Source organism: Pseudomonas sp. 8 R 14, assembly GCF_900005955.1.
GTDB lineage: Bacteria > Pseudomonadota > Gammaproteobacteria > Pseudomonadales > Pseudomonadaceae > Aquipseudomonas > Aquipseudomonas marginalis.
This window is the reverse complement of record NZ_CVTH01000026.1, coordinates 19,219-36,755: the sequence shown is the minus strand read 5'-3', so window position 1 is coordinate 36,755 and position 17,537 is coordinate 19,219. Positions and strand designations below refer to the sequence as shown.

The following is a 17,537-nucleotide window of genomic DNA, read 5'->3' as shown; positions in this document are numbered from 1 at the left end:
TCTAAAGATCGATCTGATTCCCCACGCCACCCGATTCCCTTCCTGCGGCGGCTGCCAAAAACCTTGTTCAACCACTCATGAGTATTGCGAGCGAACCGTTCGTGATCTGCCCATTCTCGGTCGCGCGGTGCGCCTCAGCATTTTGCTCAGGCGTGTTGGCTGCCGCGACTGTGGAAAACGCATGGAGGCCGTCAGTTGGCTGGATCGCTATGCCCGCATGACGCGCCGCTTGGCCGAGGCGGTCATTCAGGCCTGCGAGCGCCTTCCCACCCTGCACGTGGCCCAGATGTTTGGACTGCATTGGGACACTGTTCGGTTGCTGGAGCGTCGAGCCTTGCAGGCGGTGTTGAGTGAGTTGCCGAAGGCGCAACCACGACGCCTGATCATGGACGAGTTCGCGTTATTCAAAGGTCATCGTTACGCCAGCGTTGTGCTGGATGCCGATACACGACGAGTGCTGTGGATCGGTGAAGGCCGTAGCCGAGCGGCAGTCAGGCCGTTCTTCGAGGAGCTGGGGCCGGAGGGCTGCGCTCGAATCGAAGCGGTGGCGATGGACATGAATACTGCTTTTGATCTGGAGGTTCGCCAGCATTGCCCGAAAGCGCGAGTGGTCTACGACCTTTTCCATGTGGTGGCCAAATATGGCCGAGAGGTGATTGATCGGGTCCGCGTCGACGAAGCTAATCGGCTGCGTCATAACAAGCCGGCTCGCAAGGTCATCAAGCAGGCACGATGGCTGTTGCTGCGTAACCCACAGAACCTGAAAACGCCGGAACAACAGGTCCATTTGCAGGATTTATTGGAGGCCAACCAATCGCTGATGACAGTTTATTTGATGAAGGCTGAACTCAAAACGCTCTGGACACCGAGCACTGCCTGGACCTGGAGATCGGCCTGGAAGCAATGGCTGCGCCATGCATATGAAAGTGAAATACCGGCTCTGATCCAGTTTGCCAAACGGCTAAAGGGTTATTGGCGGGGCATCGTCAGTCGGGTTCGCTGGCCGATGCACACCGGTCAGTTGGAAGGAATAAACAATCGAATAAAGGTCATCAAACGGATGGCGTACGGTTACCGGGATAGCGAATTCTTCTTCATGAAGATCAAGAGCGTCTTTCCCGGTAATCCGTGATGAACCTTTTTTATGCCTGATAGACCCGCTCAAAGCCTTCTCGGATCTTGTCCTCCGGCAACTCATCGGCAATAAACACGATCACACTCTCCCGCGCCTCACCCTCGGCCCACTCGGTATCCCAGTCGAAACCATAGAGCTTGAGCACGCCCTGGAACACCATGCGGCGGTCTTCGCCGGCAATATTGAGCACGCCCTTGTAGCGCAGCAGCTGCTTGCCATGGTCTTCCAGCAGTTCGTTCATGAACTCACTGAGCCGGTCGATATCCAGTGGCTGGTCGGTGCGCAGCACCAGGCTGGATATACGGTCGATGGACGGCGCCTTGCTCACCGGGCGCAGGCTCATGCCGGCGTTGAGATTGAAGCCGCGCACATCGAGCAGTTCGGCCAGATCAATCTTGCCGTGCTCAACCACGCGAATCGGCGCGCGGCGGTTGATGCGTGTGAGGCGTTCACTGAGTGCTTCGAAGGTAGCGTCATCCACCAGGTCACGCTTGCTCACCAGCAGCCGGTCGGCGAAACCGATCTGTGCCTGGGCGATGGTCTGGGTCAGGTGATGCTCGGCGTGGGCGGCGTCCACCAGGGTGATGATGCCGTCGAGGATGTAGCGTTCGCGCAGCTCCTCATCGATGAAAAAGGTCTGGGCCACCGGCGCTGGGTCGGCCAGGCCGGTGCACTCGATCACCAGGCGGTCAAAGGCGATCTCACCGCTGTCCAGGCGCTCGAGCAGCAGATACAAGGCTTTGGTCAGGTCGGTGTGGATGGTGCAGCACACGCAGCCGTTGGACAGGGTCATGACTTGCACCGGTTCTTCGCCCAGCAATTGGGTGTCGATACCGGCGTCGCTGAATTCGTTTTCGATCACGGCAATTTTTAGCCCGTGCTCGGCCTTGAGCAGATGGCGCAGCAAGGTGGTCTTGCCCGCGCCGAGAAAGCCGCTGAGAACGGTGACTGGAATGGGAGAGGACAAAAGAAATTCTCCTTAAAGGAACACAGAAACAAATGTGGGAGGGGGCTTGCATCCGATAGCAGTGTGTCAGGCACTGATCTGTCACTGACACGCCGCTATCGGGGCAAGCCCCCTCCCACAGGGAGTTGCGTTAAATCAACAGCACTTGGGCCCACCCTTGCCGCCGTAACGGGCCTCCTGGCGTTCCCGGAAGAACGCCTTGTAGTCCATCATCGGCTTGTCCGGGTGCTTGGTTTGCATATGCTCGACGTACGTGTCGTAGTCGGGCATGCCGACCATCAGGCGCGCGGCCTGACCGAGGTATTTACCGAGGCGACTGATGTCATTGAACATGCTTGCAATCCTCGGTTAGGCGTCCGGTACTGCCTGGAACGGGGCTTCTTTATCCGTACGCTCTTTGTTGCCCCAGGCGGCGACGCCGACCTTGAGCGCATAGAACAGGATGCTGAACACCACGAACAGGAACAGCACAGTCAGCGTTGCGTTGGTGTAGGCGTTCCAGATCACGTGCTGCATCTGGTCCACGCTCTTGGCCGGGGCCAGGATCTGGCCGTTTGCCAGGGCATCACTGTACTTCTTCGCCAGCGACAGGAAGCCGATCGCCGGGTTGGCGTCGAACAGCTTGATGAAGCCCGCGGTGGTGGTGCAGATCAGCAGCCAGACCGCCGGCAGCATGGTCACCCAGATGTAGCGCTGGCGCTTCATTTTGATCAGCACAACGGTGGCGAGCATCAGCGCGATACCGGCCAGCATCTGGTTGGAGATACCGAACAGCGGCCACAAGGTGTTGATGCCGCCCAGCGGGTCGATCACGCCCTGGTACAGCAGGTAACCCCACATGGCGACGCAACCGGCGGTCGCGATCAGGTTGGCGGTCCAGGACTCGGTGCGCTTGAGCGCCGGTACGAAGGAGCCGAGCAAGTCCTGAAGCATGAAGCGACCGGCACGGGTGCCCGCGTCGACGGCAGTCAGGATAAACAGCGCTTCGAACAGGATCGCAAAGTGGTACCAGAACGCCATGGTGTTTTCACCCGGCAGCACACTGTGCAGGATCTGCGCGATACCCACCGCCAACGTCGGCGCACCACCGGCACGCGCGAGGATGGTGGTTTCACCGATGTCATGGGCCACGGCCGACAGCGCCTCGGGGGTAATTGCAAAACCCCAGCTGCTGACGGTTTGTGCCACGGTCACCACGTCAGTGCCGACGATTGCCGCCGGGCTGTTCATGGCGAAGTACACGCCTGGCTCAATCACCGAAGCGGCAACCATCGCCATGATCGCCACGAAGGACTCCATCAGCATGCCGCCGTAACCGATGTAACGGGCGTGGCTTTCACTGGCCAGCAGCTTGGGCGTGGTGCCCGAGGAAATCAGCGCGTGGAAGCCCGAGACCGCGCCACAGGCAATGGTGATGAACAGGAACGGGAACAGGCCGCCCTTCCATACCGGGCCGGTACCGTCGATGAACTGGGTCAGCGCCGGCATTTTCAGGTCGGGCATGGTCACCAGGATGCCTATCGCCAGGGCGATGATGGTGCCGATTTTCAAGAAGGTAGAGAGGTAGTCACGTGGCGCGAGGATCAGCCACACCGGCAGTACCGCCGCTACGAAACCGTAGCCGATCAGCATCCAGGTGATCTGGATCCCGGTGAAGGTGAAGGCCTTGGCCCAGACCGGATCAGCGGCGATCTGCCCGCCCAGCCAGATCGAACCGAGCAGCAACAGCACGCCGATGATGGAAATTTCACCAATGCGGCCCGGGCGGATGTAGCGCATGTAGATGCCCATGAACATCGCAATCGGGATGGTCGCCATCACCGTGAAGATGCCCCATGGGCTCTCGGCCAGGGCCTTGACCACGATCAGCGCCAGCACCGCGAGGATGATGATCATGATCAGGAAGCAGCCGAACAGCGCGATGGTCCCCGGGATACGCCCCATCTCTTCGCGCACCATGTCGCCCAGGGAACGGCCATTACGACGGGTGGACAGGAACAGGACCATGAAGTCCTGCACCGCACCGGCCAGCACCACGCCGGCAATCAGCCAGAGCGTGCCGGGCAGGTAGCCCATTTGCGCCGCCAGTACCGGGCCGACCAGGGGGCCTGCACCGGCAATCGCCGCAAAGTGGTGACCGAAAAGGATGTGTTTGTTGGTCGGCACATAGTCCAGACCGTCATTGTTGACCACTGCGGGGGTGGCCCGCCGTGGATCGAGTTGCATCACATTATTAGCGATGAACAAGCTGTAGTAGCGATAAGCGACCAGATAGATGGCCACGGCAGCGACCACGATCCACAAGGCGTTGATCGCCTCGCCTCGGCGCAAGGCCACTACGCCCAGGGCGCACGCTCCTACGATTGCCAGCACCAGCCAGGGTAGGTGGCGTAGCAGGCTATTATTATTTTTCATTTTTATATTCCAGCCAGGGTGGACAGAAAGGACAGCCATCCGGAGTTTAGCGCTACTGGCCTTAAAGGCCACCCCCCTACGTTGGTCTAGAGCCTTGCAGAGGCAAAAAAAGCAGAAAAAACCACCCGATGATGGCGCAGGGCTACAATCCTTTTATCCACAGAGGGTTTCACCATGACCGAGCAAGCGTCTGATCGCCGTCGTTTTCGCCGGATCGCCTTTGATGCCAAGACCGAACTTCGGCAAAACGGCAACGAATGGCCGGTGCAATTGGTGGATTTGTCGCTCAAGGGCCTGTTGGCGCAACGGCCTGAAGGGTGGAAGGGAAATAAGGCGCTGCCGTTTGCGGTCGACATACGCCTGGATCCCAAGGCGCATATAAAGATGCAAGTACGGTTGACCCACGAAGCTGATGGCCAACTGGGATTTGTGTGCACAGACATCGACCTGGACTCGATCAGCCACTTGCGGCGGCTGATCGAGTTGAACCTGGGCGACCAGGAAGAGCTGGAGCGGGAGTTGGGCGCGTTGCTGGAGGTGTAACGGCTCAGGGAAACGCCGTACGTGCGGGAAACTCGCTTTCCATGTCCCAGTAGCCCTTCTTCTGACTTGAGGCGCCGTGCCACTGCCCGTCGACAAACCGATAAGTCTGATAACGGGTGGCAAAGTCATCCTCACCGTCGCCGTCCATAAATGACGACACCTGCAGCAGTTCATCCGCGCCGCCACTGGTTGGCGTCGCGATCGTCCACGCCGCCTTGCCCGTATGCGCCAGGGTCAGCGCCTGGACTTTGCCGTCGGCGCCCTGGTAACCCAGCGGGTTGAGTTGCTGCTTGCCAGGCAGCAACAGCTGCGTGGCAGGCCCGCTGTAGCTGCCCATGGGGGCGGTCTGGTCGATGGTCAAAAAATACACAGGTTCGGGCAGCCCTTTGATCGGGGCTTTCTCGACCTCGGCCAACGGGTAGCCGAGGTCTTCGTGGGCTATCACCTCGCCAGAGGCCGACACCCAGCGCACCTGGGCTTCGAGCAGTGGGTTGTCGACCAAGTCGCCGGGCTCGTCGAACGAGTCTTCATCCAGCCCGCTGCCCCAACTGTCCTTGTGCAGTTGGGGGCTGATGCGCTGGTCTTCGAGCACCTGCAGCACACTGCCATCTGGCGTCACCAGCGTTTGCGCCAGGCGATAGCCCGTTGGCAGCTCAGCCCAGGCCATGGCGGGCAAGCCGGCCAAGGCGACAAACAGGGCGACTACACCCCAGCGATTCGATCGTTGCATGGCGTCCATCCCTGAATTATTCGAAAAGTGCATCCAACGCCTGCTCCAGGCGCGTGACTCCAATTACCTGCAATCCTGGCGGCATTTCCTTCGGCGCATTGCCCTTGGGCACGATCGCGCGTTTGAAGCCATGCTTGGCCGCTTCCTTCAAGCGTTCCTGGCCGCTGGGCACCGGGCGCACTTCGCCCGACAGGCCCACCTCACCGAACACCAGCAGGTCGTGGGGCAATGGCCGGTTGCGCAGGCTGGACATCACTGCCGCCATCAACGCCAGGTCGGACGCGGTTTCCAGCACCTTGACCCCGCCGACCACGTTGAGGAACACGTCCTGGTCATGGGTCGGGATCCCCCCATGGCGGTGCAGCACCGCCAACAGCATCGCCAGGCGGTTTTGATCCAGGCCCAGCGTGACGCGGCGTGGGTTGGCCAGATGGCTGTCATCCACCAGCGCCTGGACTTCCACCAGCATCGGCCGGGTACCTTCCCACGTCGCCATGACCACGCTGCCTGGGACTTCTTCCTGGGCGCGGGTCAGGAAAATCGCCGAGGGGTTGGAGACTTCCTTCAGCCCCCGGTCAGTCATGGCGAACACACCCAGTTCGTTCACCGCGCCGAAGCGGTTCTTCACCGCCCGCAGCAAGCGCAAGCGGCCATCGGACTCGCCTTCGAAATACAGCACGGTATCGACCATATGCTCCAGCACCCGTGGCCCGGCCAGCGCGCCCTCTTTGGTGACGTGGCCGACCAGGAAGATCGCCGTGCCGCTCTGCTTGGCGTAGCGCACCAGCAACGCCGCACTTTCGCGCACCTGGGACACGCCGCCCGGCGCCGACTGCAATTGCTCGGTGAAAATCGTCTGGATCGAGTCGATCACCATGACCTTGGGTTTTTCGATCCGGGCTGTGGCGATGATGCTTTCGATGCAGGTTTCGGTCATGACCCGCAGTTGGTCCTGGGGCAGGCCCAGGCGGCGCGCGCGCATGGCCACCTGTTGCTGGGATTCTTCGCCGGTGACGTACAGCGCCGGCATGCGGCTGGCGATGCTGCACAGGGTTTGCAGCAGAATCGTCGATTTGCCGATGCCGGGGTCGCCGCCAATCAACACCACCGAGCCGTCCACCAGGCCGCCACCCAGAACCCGATCCAGCTCGCCGGAAGCCGTCGAGAAACGCGGGATCTCTTCGACGCTGACTTCGGCCAGGGTCTTGATCTGCGCCTGCTGCCCGGTCCAACCGGCACGCCCGGTAGGGGCAGCGGCGCCGCCGCTTTCGATCATGGTTTCAGTCAGGGTATTCCACGCACCACACTCGGTGCATTGGCCGGCCCACTTGGGAAAGGTCGCGCCGCACTCCGTGCAGCCGTACATGCGCTTGGCCTTTGCCATTTGAGAACCTCCAACCGAAAAACCGCGATGATAGCTCAGCGCGACGCCGGGGTCCGGATTTCACCGCTGGCCAATCGTGAAGCACTATTGCCGACCGGGTCTTCGGCGTTGAGATCGGCGCCCTTGGCCTTGAGTTCGTCGAGCAACTCGATGCGCTTGAACAGCCCGGCATACATGGCCGCCGTCTGACCGGCACCGTTACGCTGGTCGGGGTTGCAGTCGGTGGCCAGCAGGCGCTGGGCAATGCTCAATTCACCCTTGAAGATCGCCCCCATCAACGCGGTGTTGCCACGTTTGTCCTGCACACAGGCGTCGGCACCGGCGGCGAGCAAACGCTCCACGTAGGCGCTTTCGCCGTGGTAGGCGGCGAGGATCAGCGCGGTGTAGCCCTTGTCGTCCTGGGTGTTGAGGGGGAAGCCGGCGTCGATGAAGGTGTTGAGCATGTCGAGGTCGCCACGGCGGGCGGCGTCGAAGTAATAATCCTGGAGCTGCGCCTTGAGTGCGACCGGGTCGGGCGACTCGGCATGGGCGACAAAAGCCAGCATGGCCATCAGTAAGCCGATAGAAATACGCATGGGTTCTCTCCTGCCAGAGGTCGACGCCCGCATGGGCATCGACCAAAACCAACATCAGTCAGTGAGTTTTTCGGCCAGCGCCTTCACGCGCGCCAGATCACCCTTGGCGACCTTGGCCACGCCGGTGCCGTACTCCGGATCAGCCTTGTAGAGGAACGACAGGATGATGTGCTTGCTCTCGTCATCGGTCGTGGCCAGGGAGCCGCCGAAGTTGTCGATCAAGTCCTGACGCTCTTTCTTGTTGTAGGAGCGATACAGATCGCCGGCCTGCTTGAAGTTCTGCTCACGCTGGATCTTCGCCTGCTGGGTGCTGCCCGACAGTGCCGTCTGGCTGTAGCGCGCGGTTTGCGGCTCTTCACGGTTTTCCAGGCGACTTGGCTGGTAGTTCACGCCGCTGGTGGTCTTGCCGAAGTTCAGCGCGCCGTCCTGGTTACCGTTGTTGACGGTGACCCGAGGGGCGTTGATCGGCAGTTGCAGGGCATTGGCGCCCAGGCGATACATCTGCGTGTCGGCATACGAGAACACCCGGCCTTGCAGCAGGCGGTCTTCCGACGGCTCGATACCCGGTACCAGGTTGGCCGGGGCCATGGCCACTTGCTCGGTTTCCTGGAAGACATTCGCCGGATTGCGGTTCAGCACCATCTGCCCGACTTTGCGCTCGGGCACATTCGGCCAGATCTTGGTGGCGTCCAGCGGGTCGAAATCAAACTTGGCCAAGTCTTCCGGCTTGAGTACCTGCACATACAGGTCCCACTTGGGGAAGTCGCCCTTGTTGATATGGGTGACCAAGTCATTGGTCATATGGCTGTAGTCACGCCCCTGCACTTCGCTAACTTGCTTGGGATCGAGGTTCTTGATGCCTTGCAGGCTCTTCCAGTGGAACTTGACGTAGTGCACTTCACCCTTGGCGTTGATCAACTTGTAGGCATGTACGCCATTGCCGTCCATTTCCCGATAACTGGCCGGAGTACCGGAGTCGGAATACAACTCGGTAAGTGTGCGAGTGGCCTCGGGAACATGGGAGAAGAAGTCGAAGCGACGGGAGTCATCGTCCAGGTTAGTGCGCGGGTCCGGCTTGAAGGCGTGGACCATGTCGGGGAACTTGATGGCATCGCGGATAAAGAACGTCGGGAAGTTATTACCCACCAAGTCCCAGTTGCCATCGGCGGTATAGAACTTGGTGGCGAAGCCGCGCGGGTCACGCAGGGTTTCCGGGGAATGATTGCCGTGCACCACGGCCGAGAAGCGCACGAACACCGGGGTGGTTTCGCCAGCAGCGAAGACCTTGGCCTTGGTCAGGTCACTGAGGTTATCGGTGACGGTGAAGGTGCCATGGGCGCCGGTGCCACGGGCATGCACCACGCGCTCGGGGATGCGCTCACGGTCGAAGCGCTGCAGTTTCTGGATCAGTTGCACGTCCTGAAGCAGCACCGGGCCATTGGCGCCGGCGGTTTGCGAGTTCTGGTTGTCGCCGACGGCGGCACCGTTGTCACGGGTCAGGTTGGCGGCTTGTACAGAGAGGGAAAGCAGGCTGGCGGTCGCCAGTACCAGCACATGACGCGCCAATACCGGGCCGCGATTCATTGGATTCTTCATCAAGGTTTCCTCTGGTTTTTTTAATGCACATTCAGTTGTGCTTGCCAGAGGCTAGTGACCCGCGAGTCAGAAGATAAATAGAAAAACACCACCAGGGCGATTAAGAAAATAATGTGGTAAGCCGCTGAAATGGCGCGTATTTCGCGCGCGACTGGTGGCACTTTGCAAACTATTTGCGATTTAATGTGTCGATAAAAACTGACAGTGTTAGCAGCTGTATCAGGCAAGCCGGTTACGACTGACTTACACTGAGCGGCACCCTTCTCATCTGTAACAAGGAATAACCTATGGGCGTGATCAGTGAGTTCAAGGCCTTCGCGGTCAAAGGTAATGTGGTCGACATGGCCGTCGGTATCATCATCGGCGCCGCCTTCGGCAAAATTGTTTCCTCGTTTGTAGGCGATGTGGTGATGCCGCCCATTGGTCTGTTGATCGGTGGCGTGGACTTTGGTGACCTGGCGATTACGCTCAAGGCGGCACAGGGCGATGTGCCTGCCGTGGTGCTGGCGTACGGCAAGTTCATCCAGAGCGTGATCGACTTTGTGATCGTCGCGTTCGCGATCTTCATGGGCGTCAAGGCCATCAACCGCCTCAAGCGCGAAGAAGCCGTGGCGCCTAGCCTGCCACCGACACCGAGCAAGGAAGAAGTGCTGCTGGGCGAGATTCGCGACCTGCTCAAGGCGCAGAACGACAAGCCGCTTTAACCCCTGCCGGCTTGGAAAAAAGGCGCCTCCTTGAGGCGCCTTTTCATTACCAGTAGTTTTCCACTGCCACCTGCCCTGGCCGGCGGCTAAGGCTCAGTTGCATGTCGCGCTGCTTGAGCAACTGGCGAGTGTCATCCACCATCTGCGGGTTGCCGCAAATCAGCACGCGGGAGTGTTCCGGGGTCAGCTCGACGCCGGCAGCACGCTCCAATTCTCCGTTTTCGATCGAGGTGGTAATACGCCCACTCAACGCGCCCGGATAATCCTCTCGGGTCACGATGGGGATGTAGGTCAGTTTGTGCGCATATTCTGCCAGGTACTCCCGCTCGCCCAACCCCTTGATCAGCGACTGGTACGCCAGCTCCCGGGCTTCCCGCGCGCTGTATACCAGGAGGATGCGCTCGAATTTCTCCCAGACTTCGAAGTCCTGCAGGATCGACAAAAACGGTGCCACCCCGGTGCCGGTGCCTAACATCCACAAGTCACGGCCATCGACGAAACGGTTCAGGGTCAGGAACCCGGTAGCCTGGCGCTCCACCATCAAGGTATCGCCCACCCGCAATCGGCTGAGCTCACTGGTGAATTCGCCGCCTGGGACAACAATCGAGAAGAAGTCCAAGTATTCATCAAACGGCGAGGACACCACGGAATACGCGCGCCACACCGTGCTGCCATCCGCCTTGCTGACCCCCAGGCGCACGAACTGGCCGGCGGTAAACCGGAACCCTGGGTCACGGGTGGTTCGCAGGGTAAACAGGCTGGGGGTCAGGGATTGCACATCGAGCAAGGTCTGGCGGGTAAATTTCTCAGCACTGGCCGTCATGGGGGACTCCGTTCTACAGGTGCCCTAGTGTCCCTCAAACTCGAGCCCGGAAACACCTCTGGTTGGTAGTGGCATTATATAGGCACAAAATAATGGCAACCTAATATCAACTCTGATCAATTTGCTATTAGCCCCTTTATCCGCGCTACAAGCACGCTCTAAGTTGATCCGCTACAGGTGCTTCAACTGACTAAAAAATCGAAAAAAACAACTAAGCCCCTAGCTAAGCCCGCCGCGACCTTAGAGAAAATTTCTTAAACGCTGCCCTGCAAGAGCGAAAATTTTGTTTCGCGATGTAGCTCATGTCCTACACTAATTTCCGTGCAGTGGGAGTTCAGGACGTATCCCATGTCATGCGGAAACCCATGGAGAGTTACCAATGGTCAACTGGCGCAATACCCGACTTCCCAAACTGGAAGGCGAGAGCGAGGTTACGACTCTTTTCGAGATGGCTGTCAACCACACCTACGCACTTGGCTTCCAATACTGTTCTTTTACGATGAGTTCTCAACTACCTAACAACCAAACGAAGCCTATTCGCCTCAACAACTATCCCGATGAGTGGAACAAACTGTATAACCAGGCCCACTTCTTTGACGCTGATCCCGTGGTGGAAAATTGCAAACGTTGTGTGCTGCCCCTTGTCTGGGAGGAAAAAACCTTTAAAGACTCACCCAACCTGTGGTCTTTAGCCCAATCCTTTGGTGTGCATTTGGGATGGACCCAAGCCGTGCATGATTTCCAGGGTGTGTTCAGCATGCTGACCCTTGGTCGCAGTGCAGGTGAAGTGACCCCGCAGGAGCTTTATGAAAAAGCCGGCCAGGTGCTGTGGCTGTGCCATGCGATGCATGCGGTCGTCGCGAAGACTTATGCACACAAGCCCAGCATTAACCCTGCAAGCAAATTAACCCCGCGCGAAACCGAAATCCTCAAGTGGTCAGCCATGGGCAAGACCGCCGCGGACATTGCCGCCATCCTGTGCCTGTCCGAACGTACGGTGGGCTTTCATATCTGCAGTTGCTTCAAAAAGCTGGGAGTCAACAACAAGATCGCCGCCGTGCTCTGCGCTTCGAAAGCGGGGTTGTTTTAATCAGCGTTGAAACACCGCATGTAATCCCTCAGGAAAAAAAGTAACATTTACGACCCATTCTGAGTGCTGGGCTGTCCCCACGGGGTGCCGCCCGCTGTTCACTCAGACGGTTCCGCAGCCGACTGCCGAACACCCATCGATGACCCAGAGCCTCCCTCGCCATGCCCCTGCTCGACAGCCCCTTCGCCCAGCTCGATCTGATCCGCCAGCCAGAGCAACATAACGATCCGCTGCAAGCCTTCGACGCCGCCGACGAGTACCTGCTCAGCTACCTGGCTGAACAGCAACCGAGCGCTGCGACCCGCGTGCTGGTGCTCAATGACAGCTTCGGCGCCCTGGCTGCGAGCCTGGAAGGCCGGGTGCAGGTGACCTCCAGCGGCGACTCGTTCCTGGCCGCCCTGGGCCTGGATAAAAACCTGGTGCGCAATGGCAAGGCCTTTGACGCCGTGCCGTTCATCCCCGCCAGCGAGGTGCCCAGCGGGCCGTTCGACCGGGTGCTGATCCGCGTCCCCAAGACCCTGGCATTGCTGGAAGAACAACTGATCCGCCTGCAAGGCCAACTGGCGCCGGGTGCCGAAGTGATCGCCGCAGCGATGGTCAAGCACCTGCCCCGGGCGGCCGGTGAGTTGCTGGAGCGCTATATCGGGCCGATGCACGCCTCCCTGGCGGTGAAGAAGGCGCGGTTGCTGATCGCGACACTGGCCGACCGCCCCACGGCGGTCTCGCCCTACCCGACGCGCTACACCCTGGACGCGCCGGCTATCGAACTGCTCAACCATGCCAACGTGTTCTGCCGTGAAGGCCTGGACATCGGCACCCGCGCCTTCCTGCCGCACCTGCCCGACAACCTGGGCAGTGCCCGCGTGGCGGACCTGGGTTGCGGCAACGGGGTATTGGCGATTGCCAGCGCCCTGCAAAACCCCGACGCCCAGTACACCTTGGTGGACGAGTCCTATATGGCCGTGCAATCGGCCCTTGAGAACTGGCACGCCGCCCTCGGCGATCGGGAGGTGACAGTACGCGCCGGGGACGGCCTGGCCGGCCAGGAGCCGGACTCCCTCGACGTTGTGCTGTGCAACCCGCCGTTCCACCAGCAGCAGGTGGTCGGCGACTTCCTCGCCTGGCGTATGTTCCAGCAGGCGCGGGAGGCATTGGTGGTCGGCGGCGCCCTGTATATCGTCGGCAACCGTCACCTGGGTTATCACAGCAAGTTGGCGCGCTTGTTCCGTGGCGTAGAGCAGGTCGCTGCCACGCCCAAGTTCGTGATTCTCAAAGCGCGCAAATAAAAAAAGCCCTGCCCTTCCAAAAGAAGAGCAGGGCTTGCCCTCAAGTTAACAGGCAGCGGGCCGCGAAGCCCGGATCGGGATGTCAGTGGGTGGTCAGGCCGGCCGCATTCATGAACATGCGCATCAGGCTGGCCACCACGAACAGGGCCAGCACACTGCCGGTCCAGATCATCGCCAGCCAGCCGAGGCGCCGCCACAGCGGCTGTTTCTCGGCCTGTTCGATCTCGTGCAACGTAGGTTTGCCGGACATGCAACGACCCTCCTAGTGATAGCCGTCTTCGTGGGTGACCTTGCCGCGGAACACGTAGTAGCTCCAGAAGGTGTAGCCCAGGATGAACGGAATGATGAACAAGGTGCCCACCAGCATGAAGCCTTGGCTCTGCGGCGGCGCAGCGGCATCCCAGATCGACACGGATGGCGGGATGATGTTCGGCCACAGGCTGATCCCCAGGCCGCTGTAGCCGAGGAAGATCAGCACCAGCGTCAGCAGGAACGGCGTGTAGTGGGCATTCCGCGCCACGGCGCGGATCAAGCCGTACATGGTCACCAGCACCAGGATCGGTACCGGCAGGAACCAGAACAGGTTCGGCAGGGTGAACCAGCGCGAGGCGATTTCCGGGTGCGACAGCGGCGTCCAGAGACTCACGATGCCGATCACGGCCAGCACCACGAAGGCCAAAGGCCGCGCCAGGTTATGCATCTTCTCCTGCAACGGGCCCTCGGTTTTCATGATCAGCCAGGTGCAACCGAGCAAGGCATAGGCCACGATCAGCGCCACGCCGCAGAACATCGTGAACGGCGTGAGCCAGTCCAGCGAGCCGCCGGCAAACTGGCGATTGACCACCGGGATCCCGTCGATAAACGCCCCCAGCGCGACGCCCTGGAAGAACGTGGCCGCCAGCGAACCGCCGATAAACGCCTTGTCCCACAGGTGACGCTTGTGGTCCTTGGCCTTGAAGCGGAACTCGAAGGCCACGCCACGAAAGATCAGCCCCACCAGCATCAGGATCAGCGGCAGGTACAGGGCCGACAACACCACCGAATAGGCCAGCGGGAACGCGCCGAACAACGCCGCGCCGCCCAGCACCAGCCAGGTTTCGTTACCGTCCCAGACCGGGGCCACGGTGTTCATCATCACGTCACGGTCGGTCTTGCCCGGGATAAACGGGAAGAGGATGCCGATGCCCAGGTCGAAGCCGTCCATGACCACGTACATCATGATGCCGAAGATGATGATCACGGCCCAGATCAGCGGAAGATCAATACCCATCTCAATTCCCCTTGTGCTGGATGTGGGCGTGGTCGTCATCGCTGCCATCATCGGCGGCGGACAACGGACGGGCCGGTGTGCGTTTCTGGCCAGGGCCACCGTGGGTCGGTTCCGTGCCTTCGTGGGTCACCGGGCCTTTGCGCACCAGGCGCATCATGTAGCCCAGGCCGGCGCCGAACAGCGCGAAGTACACCACCACGAACAACACCAGGGTAATCGTCATCTGCGCCAGGCTATGCCCGGAAGAAGCATCCGCCGTGCGCATCAACCCGTAGACCACCCACGGCTGGCGGCCGATTTCAGTGGTGAACCAACCGGCGAGAATCGCGATCAGGCCAGACGGCCCCATCCACAGCGCCAGGTACAGGAACGGCCTGGACGTGTACATCTTGTCGCCCCGGCGCAGCCAGAGGCTGAACAGGCCGGTGAAGATCATCAGGAACCCCAGGCCGACCATGACCCGGAACGACCAGAATACGATGGTCGAATTCGGCCGGTCTTCCGGCGGGAATTCCTTGAGCGCTGGCACCTGTTTGTCCAGGGAGTGGGTCAGGATCAGGCTGCCCAGGTACGGAATCTCCACCGCATACTTGGTTTTTTCGGCCTTCATGTCCGGCCAGCCAAACAGGATCAGCGGCGTTGGCTCATTGCCTTTGTTTTCCCAGTGGCCTTCAATCGCGGCAATTTTCGCCGGCTGGTGCTCGAGGGTGTTGAGGCCATGGAAGTCGCCGATCACCGCCTGGATAGGCGCCACGATCAGGGCCATCCACATCGCCATCGACAACATTTTGCGGATCGCCGGGTTGTCCTTGCCGCGCAGCAAGTGCCAGGCCGCCGAGGAGCCGACGAAGAACGCGGTGGCCACGAACGCCGCCGTCGCCATGTGCATCAGGCGGTAAGGGAACGACGGGTTGAAGATCACCGCCAGCCAATCGGTAGGAATCACGCGGCCGTCGATGATTTCAAAGCCTTGCGGCGTCTGCATCCAGCTGTTGGACGCCAGGATCCAGAAGGTCGAGATCAACGTACCGACGGCCACCATCACGGTGGAGAAGAAGTGCAGCTTGCGCCCCACCTTGTTCCAGCCGAACAGCATCACGCCGAGGAAACCGGCTTCCAGGAAGAAGGCCGTAAGCACTTCGTACGTCAGGAGCGGCCCGGTCACGGCGCCGGCGAAGTCCGAGAAGCGGCTCCAGTTGGTGCCGAACTGGTAGGCCATGACCAAACCGGAGACCACGCCCATGCCGAAGTTGACGGCAAAGATCTTCGACCAGAAATGGTAGAGGTCACGGTAAGTATCGTTGTGGGTCTTGAGCCACAAGCCTTCCAGCACCGCGAGGTAACTGGCCAGGCCGATGGTGATCGCCGGGAACAGGATGTGGAATGAGATGGTGAACGCGAACTGAATTCGGGCGAGATCTAGCGCCTCCAAACCGAACATAAGTCTTCCTCTGTCAGGTAATACCGGCTGCTGGCGGGAGCCTGCACCCACTGCCCCCACGGATATGGAGTCTGGCGAATTTCAATTCGTTTCTTTTTTTAACCAGCCACGTAGGGAATCGGGCCTTGCGGCCACCAGAACAAATTCTGAAATGACTTTGATCTGGGTCAATCACAGTGAAAAGAGTAGTCCCATTTTCACGGCTGGCCTGTGTGGTCTTTTGCCGCGTGACAGCTTGCCTCAGCCTTCTTCTCGCAACTAATTGTTACAGCTTGATGCTAATCTGCCCCTTCCCTCCGGCCTTGACCTGAATTTCCGATGCCCAGTGAACCCACGTTGCTGTTACGTCACCACCGCCCTTTCATTGCGTTCTGGCTGGCACGGATCTTCACCGCCAGCGGCTTCCAGATGCTTACCGTGGCCATTGGTTGGAACCTCTACCAACTCACCGGCAACGTGCTCGACCTGGGGCTGGTCGGTCTGGTGGAGTTCGTGCCGCGCGTGCTGTTCATGCTGCACACCGGGCATGTGGCCGACCGCTATGAGCGACGCAAAGTCGCGGCCATCTGCCAGACCGTGCAGGCGCTGATTGCCCTTTCCCTGGCCATCGGCGGCCTCACCGGCAACGTGACCCGCGAGATGATCTTTATCCTCGCCTTCCTGCTCGGCGCCGCGCGCTCGTTTGAAATGCCCACCACCCAGGCCCTGCTGCCGAGCATCGTGCCCAGTGCGCTGTTCCCGCGTGCGGTGGCCTCGTCGCAGTCGGCCCAGCAACTGGCAACCATTGTCGCCCCGGCCCTCGGTGGTTTGCTATACGCCTTCGGCAGCGTCTGGGTGTATGGGCCCACGGTGGCGCTGTACCTCATTGCCTGTGTGCTGACCCTCAACCTGCCCGCCCGCCAGACCCCGCTCAACAAAGGCAAGGCCACCCTCGATTCACTGCTGGCCGGCATCCGCTTTATCCGCAGTCGCCCGGACATCCTCGGGGCGATTTCCCTCGACCTGTTCGCCGTGCTGCTGGGCGGCGCCACCGCGTTGCTGCCGGTGTTCGCCAAGGACATCCTGCTGACCGGCGCCTGGGGCCTGGGCCTGTTGCGCTCGGCGCCGGCGGTGGGCGCGTTGTTGATGTCGTTGTGGCTGGCGCGCTTTTCGGTAGATCGGCAGGTGGGCCGGGTGATGTTCACCGCCGTCGGCGTATTCGGCGTGGCAACCATCGCCTTCGGCCTGTCCACCTCGTTCTGGTTTTCCCTGGCGGTGCTGGTGGTGCTGGGCGCGGCGGACATGATCAGCATGGTGATCCGTGCGTCCTTCGTGCAGTTGGAGACGCCGGATGAAATGCGCGGGCGGGTCAGTGCGGTCAATGGTCTGTTTATCGGCGCGTCCAACCAATTGGGCGAGTTCGAATCGGGGATTACCGCCCATTGGTTCGGCACCGTGCCCGCCGTGGTCATGGGCGGGATCGGTACGCTGGTGGTGACCGGGGTGTGGATCAAACTGTTCCCGACCCTGGCGAATCGGGATCGTATGCATGTGCCGGTGGAAGAGAAAAGCACTTAGGCACGGATGCAGGCCGAAGAT

General features: G+C 60.4%; 17 protein-coding genes. 6 read left to right on the top strand and 11 right to left on the bottom strand.

Annotated elements, in window-relative coordinates; all coding sequences use genetic code 11:
• Window positions 1-7: 7 nt before the first annotated feature.
• Window positions 8-1,132, top strand: coding sequence for an ISL3 family transposase (locus BFQ01_RS03035; RefSeq protein WP_083244914.1), 1,125 nt, complete (start codon window positions 8-10; stop codon window positions 1,130-1,132).
• Window positions 1,133-1,142: 10 nt separating this feature from the next.
• On the opposite strand, the gene yjiA is transcribed toward BFQ01_RS03035, so the two are convergent.
• The 3 genes from yjiA to BFQ01_RS03020 all read right to left on the bottom strand — a co-directional run bounded on the left by yjiA (window position 1,143) and on the right by BFQ01_RS03020 (window position 4,517).
• Complete coding sequence (gene yjiA / locus BFQ01_RS03030) at window positions 1,143-2,102, bottom strand: GTPase (RefSeq protein WP_065924175.1); 960 nt, start codon at window positions 2,100-2,102, stop codon at window positions 1,143-1,145.
• A gap of 135 nt (window positions 2,103-2,237) precedes the next feature.
• Window positions 2,238-2,435, bottom strand: a complete 198-nt coding sequence (locus tag BFQ01_RS03025; RefSeq protein WP_003176208.1) for a YbdD/YjiX family protein — start codon at window positions 2,433-2,435, stop codon at window positions 2,238-2,240.
• A gap of 15 nt (window positions 2,436-2,450) precedes the next feature.
• Window positions 2,451-4,517, bottom strand: a complete 2,067-nt coding sequence (locus tag BFQ01_RS03020) for a carbon starvation CstA family protein (RefSeq protein WP_053137912.1) — start codon at window positions 4,515-4,517, stop codon at window positions 2,451-2,453.
• 174 nt (window positions 4,518-4,691) lie between these two features.
• On the opposite strand from BFQ01_RS03020, the gene BFQ01_RS03015 reads away from it, so the two are divergent.
• Complete coding sequence (locus BFQ01_RS03015; RefSeq protein ID WP_065924174.1) at window positions 4,692-5,060, top strand: PilZ domain-containing protein; 369 nt, start codon at window positions 4,692-4,694, stop codon at window positions 5,058-5,060.
• A 4-nt stretch (window positions 5,061-5,064) separates the two neighbouring features.
• Here BFQ01_RS03015 and BFQ01_RS03010 read toward each other — a convergent pair whose 3' ends face one another.
• Genes BFQ01_RS03010 through katB form a run of 4 tightly spaced genes read right to left on the bottom strand, consistent with a single transcriptional unit; the run spans window position 5,065 to window position 9,345 of the window.
• Complete coding sequence (locus BFQ01_RS03010) at window positions 5,065-5,790, bottom strand: hypothetical protein (protein ID WP_065924178.1); 726 nt, start codon at window positions 5,788-5,790, stop codon at window positions 5,065-5,067.
• A 16-nt stretch (window positions 5,791-5,806) separates the two neighbouring features.
• Window positions 5,807-7,174, bottom strand: coding sequence for a DNA repair protein RadA (gene radA / locus BFQ01_RS03005; protein WP_053137919.1), 1,368 nt, complete (start codon window positions 7,172-7,174; stop codon window positions 5,807-5,809).
• Between the two features lie 35 nt (window positions 7,175-7,209).
• The gene (locus tag BFQ01_RS03000) at window positions 7,210-7,749 is read right to left on the bottom strand and encodes an ankyrin repeat domain-containing protein (RefSeq protein ID WP_065924173.1); all 540 of its coding nucleotides are present in this window, start codon (window positions 7,747-7,749) and stop codon (window positions 7,210-7,212) included.
• 54 nt (window positions 7,750-7,803) lie between these two features.
• Window positions 7,804-9,345 (bottom strand): catalase KatB, encoded by a 1,542-nt coding sequence (gene katB, locus BFQ01_RS02995; protein WP_065924172.1) that lies wholly within the window; start codon window positions 9,343-9,345, stop codon window positions 7,804-7,806.
• A gap of 287 nt (window positions 9,346-9,632) precedes the next feature.
• Between katB and mscL the strand changes: the two genes are divergently transcribed.
• Window positions 9,633-10,049: a large-conductance mechanosensitive channel protein MscL gene (gene mscL, locus BFQ01_RS02990; protein WP_053137928.1), complete on the top strand. Its 417-nt coding sequence runs from the start codon at window positions 9,633-9,635 to the stop codon at window positions 10,047-10,049.
• A gap of 46 nt (window positions 10,050-10,095) precedes the next feature.
• Here the strand turns inward: mscL and BFQ01_RS02985 are convergent, their stop codons facing one another.
• Complete coding sequence (locus BFQ01_RS02985) at window positions 10,096-10,872, bottom strand: ferredoxin--NADP reductase (RefSeq protein ID WP_065924171.1); 777 nt, start codon at window positions 10,870-10,872, stop codon at window positions 10,096-10,098.
• 379 nt (window positions 10,873-11,251) lie between these two features.
• Here BFQ01_RS02985 and BFQ01_RS02980 point away from each other — a divergent pair, with 379 nt between their 5' ends.
• Both BFQ01_RS02980 and BFQ01_RS02975 read left to right on the top strand, forming a co-directional pair.
• Entirely contained in the window at window positions 11,252-11,962 is a 711-nt protein-coding gene (locus BFQ01_RS02980; RefSeq protein ID WP_065924170.1) for a helix-turn-helix transcriptional regulator, read from the top strand.
• Between the two features lie 161 nt (window positions 11,963-12,123).
• Window positions 12,124-13,248, top strand: coding sequence for a methyltransferase (locus tag BFQ01_RS02975; protein ID WP_065924169.1), 1,125 nt, complete (start codon window positions 12,124-12,126; stop codon window positions 13,246-13,248).
• Between the two features lie 82 nt (window positions 13,249-13,330).
• Here the strand turns inward: BFQ01_RS02975 and BFQ01_RS02970 are convergent, their stop codons facing one another.
• Genes BFQ01_RS02970 through BFQ01_RS02960 form a run of 3 tightly spaced genes read right to left on the bottom strand, consistent with a single transcriptional unit; the run spans window position 13,331 to window position 15,959 of the window.
• Window positions 13,331-13,498 carry a DUF2474 domain-containing protein gene (locus BFQ01_RS02970; RefSeq protein ID WP_010562540.1) on the bottom strand — a complete coding sequence of 56 codons (168 nt, stop codon included), beginning with the start codon at window positions 13,496-13,498 and terminating at the stop codon, window positions 13,331-13,333.
• A gap of 12 nt (window positions 13,499-13,510) precedes the next feature.
• On the bottom strand, window positions 13,511-14,518 hold the full coding sequence (gene cydB, locus BFQ01_RS02965) for a cytochrome d ubiquinol oxidase subunit II (RefSeq protein WP_027605307.1): 1,008 nt from the start codon (window positions 14,516-14,518) through the stop codon (window positions 13,511-13,513).
• A gap of 1 nt (window position 14,519) precedes the next feature.
• Window positions 14,520-15,959: a cytochrome ubiquinol oxidase subunit I gene (locus BFQ01_RS02960; RefSeq protein WP_027605306.1), complete on the bottom strand. Its 1,440-nt coding sequence runs from the start codon at window positions 15,957-15,959 to the stop codon at window positions 14,520-14,522.
• A gap of 318 nt (window positions 15,960-16,277) precedes the next feature.
• Between BFQ01_RS02960 and BFQ01_RS02955 the strand changes: the two genes are divergently transcribed.
• On the top strand, window positions 16,278-17,516 hold the full coding sequence (locus BFQ01_RS02955) for an MFS transporter (RefSeq protein WP_065924168.1): 1,239 nt from the start codon (window positions 16,278-16,280) through the stop codon (window positions 17,514-17,516).
• Window positions 17,517-17,537 lie beyond the last annotated feature (21 nt).

What these genes read in the sequence shown, in the direction of transcription:
- katB (WP_065924172.1), bottom strand. Translation starts at nt 9,345, where the DNA reads ATGAAGAATCCAATGAATCGCGGCCCGGTATTGGCGCGTCATGTGCTG.
- BFQ01_RS02955 (WP_065924168.1), top strand. Translation starts at nt 16,278, where the DNA reads ATGCCCAGTGAACCCACGTTGCTGTTACGTCACCACCGCCCTTTCATT.
- mscL (WP_053137928.1), top strand. Translation starts at nt 9,633, where the DNA reads ATGGGCGTGATCAGTGAGTTCAAGGCCTTCGCGGTCAAAGGTAATGTG.
- BFQ01_RS03000 (WP_065924173.1), bottom strand. Translation starts at nt 7,749, where the DNA reads ATGCGTATTTCTATCGGCTTACTGATGGCCATGCTGGCTTTTGTCGCC.
- BFQ01_RS02975 (WP_065924169.1), top strand. Translation starts at nt 12,124, where the DNA reads ATGCCCCTGCTCGACAGCCCCTTCGCCCAGCTCGATCTGATCCGCCAG.
- radA (WP_053137919.1), bottom strand. Translation starts at nt 7,174, where the DNA reads ATGGCAAAGGCCAAGCGCATGTACGGCTGCACGGAGTGCGGCGCGACC.
- BFQ01_RS02985 (WP_065924171.1), bottom strand. Translation starts at nt 10,872, where the DNA reads ATGACGGCCAGTGCTGAGAAATTTACCCGCCAGACCTTGCTCGATGTG.
- BFQ01_RS02960 (WP_027605306.1), bottom strand. Translation starts at nt 15,959, where the DNA reads ATGTTCGGTTTGGAGGCGCTAGATCTCGCCCGAATTCAGTTCGCGTTC.
- BFQ01_RS03020 (WP_053137912.1), bottom strand. Translation starts at nt 4,517, where the DNA reads ATGAAAAATAATAATAGCCTGCTACGCCACCTACCCTGGCTGGTGCTG.
- BFQ01_RS03015 (WP_065924174.1), top strand. Translation starts at nt 4,692, where the DNA reads ATGACCGAGCAAGCGTCTGATCGCCGTCGTTTTCGCCGGATCGCCTTT.
- BFQ01_RS03010 (WP_065924178.1), bottom strand. Translation starts at nt 5,790, where the DNA reads ATGCAACGATCGAATCGCTGGGGTGTAGTCGCCCTGTTTGTCGCCTTG.
- BFQ01_RS02980 (WP_065924170.1), top strand. Translation starts at nt 11,252, where the DNA reads ATGGTCAACTGGCGCAATACCCGACTTCCCAAACTGGAAGGCGAGAGC.
- cydB (WP_027605307.1), bottom strand. Translation starts at nt 14,518, where the DNA reads ATGGGTATTGATCTTCCGCTGATCTGGGCCGTGATCATCATCTTCGGC.
- BFQ01_RS03025 (WP_003176208.1), bottom strand. Translation starts at nt 2,435, where the DNA reads ATGTTCAATGACATCAGTCGCCTCGGTAAATACCTCGGTCAGGCCGCG.
- BFQ01_RS02970 (WP_010562540.1), bottom strand. Translation starts at nt 13,498, where the DNA reads ATGTCCGGCAAACCTACGTTGCACGAGATCGAACAGGCCGAGAAACAG.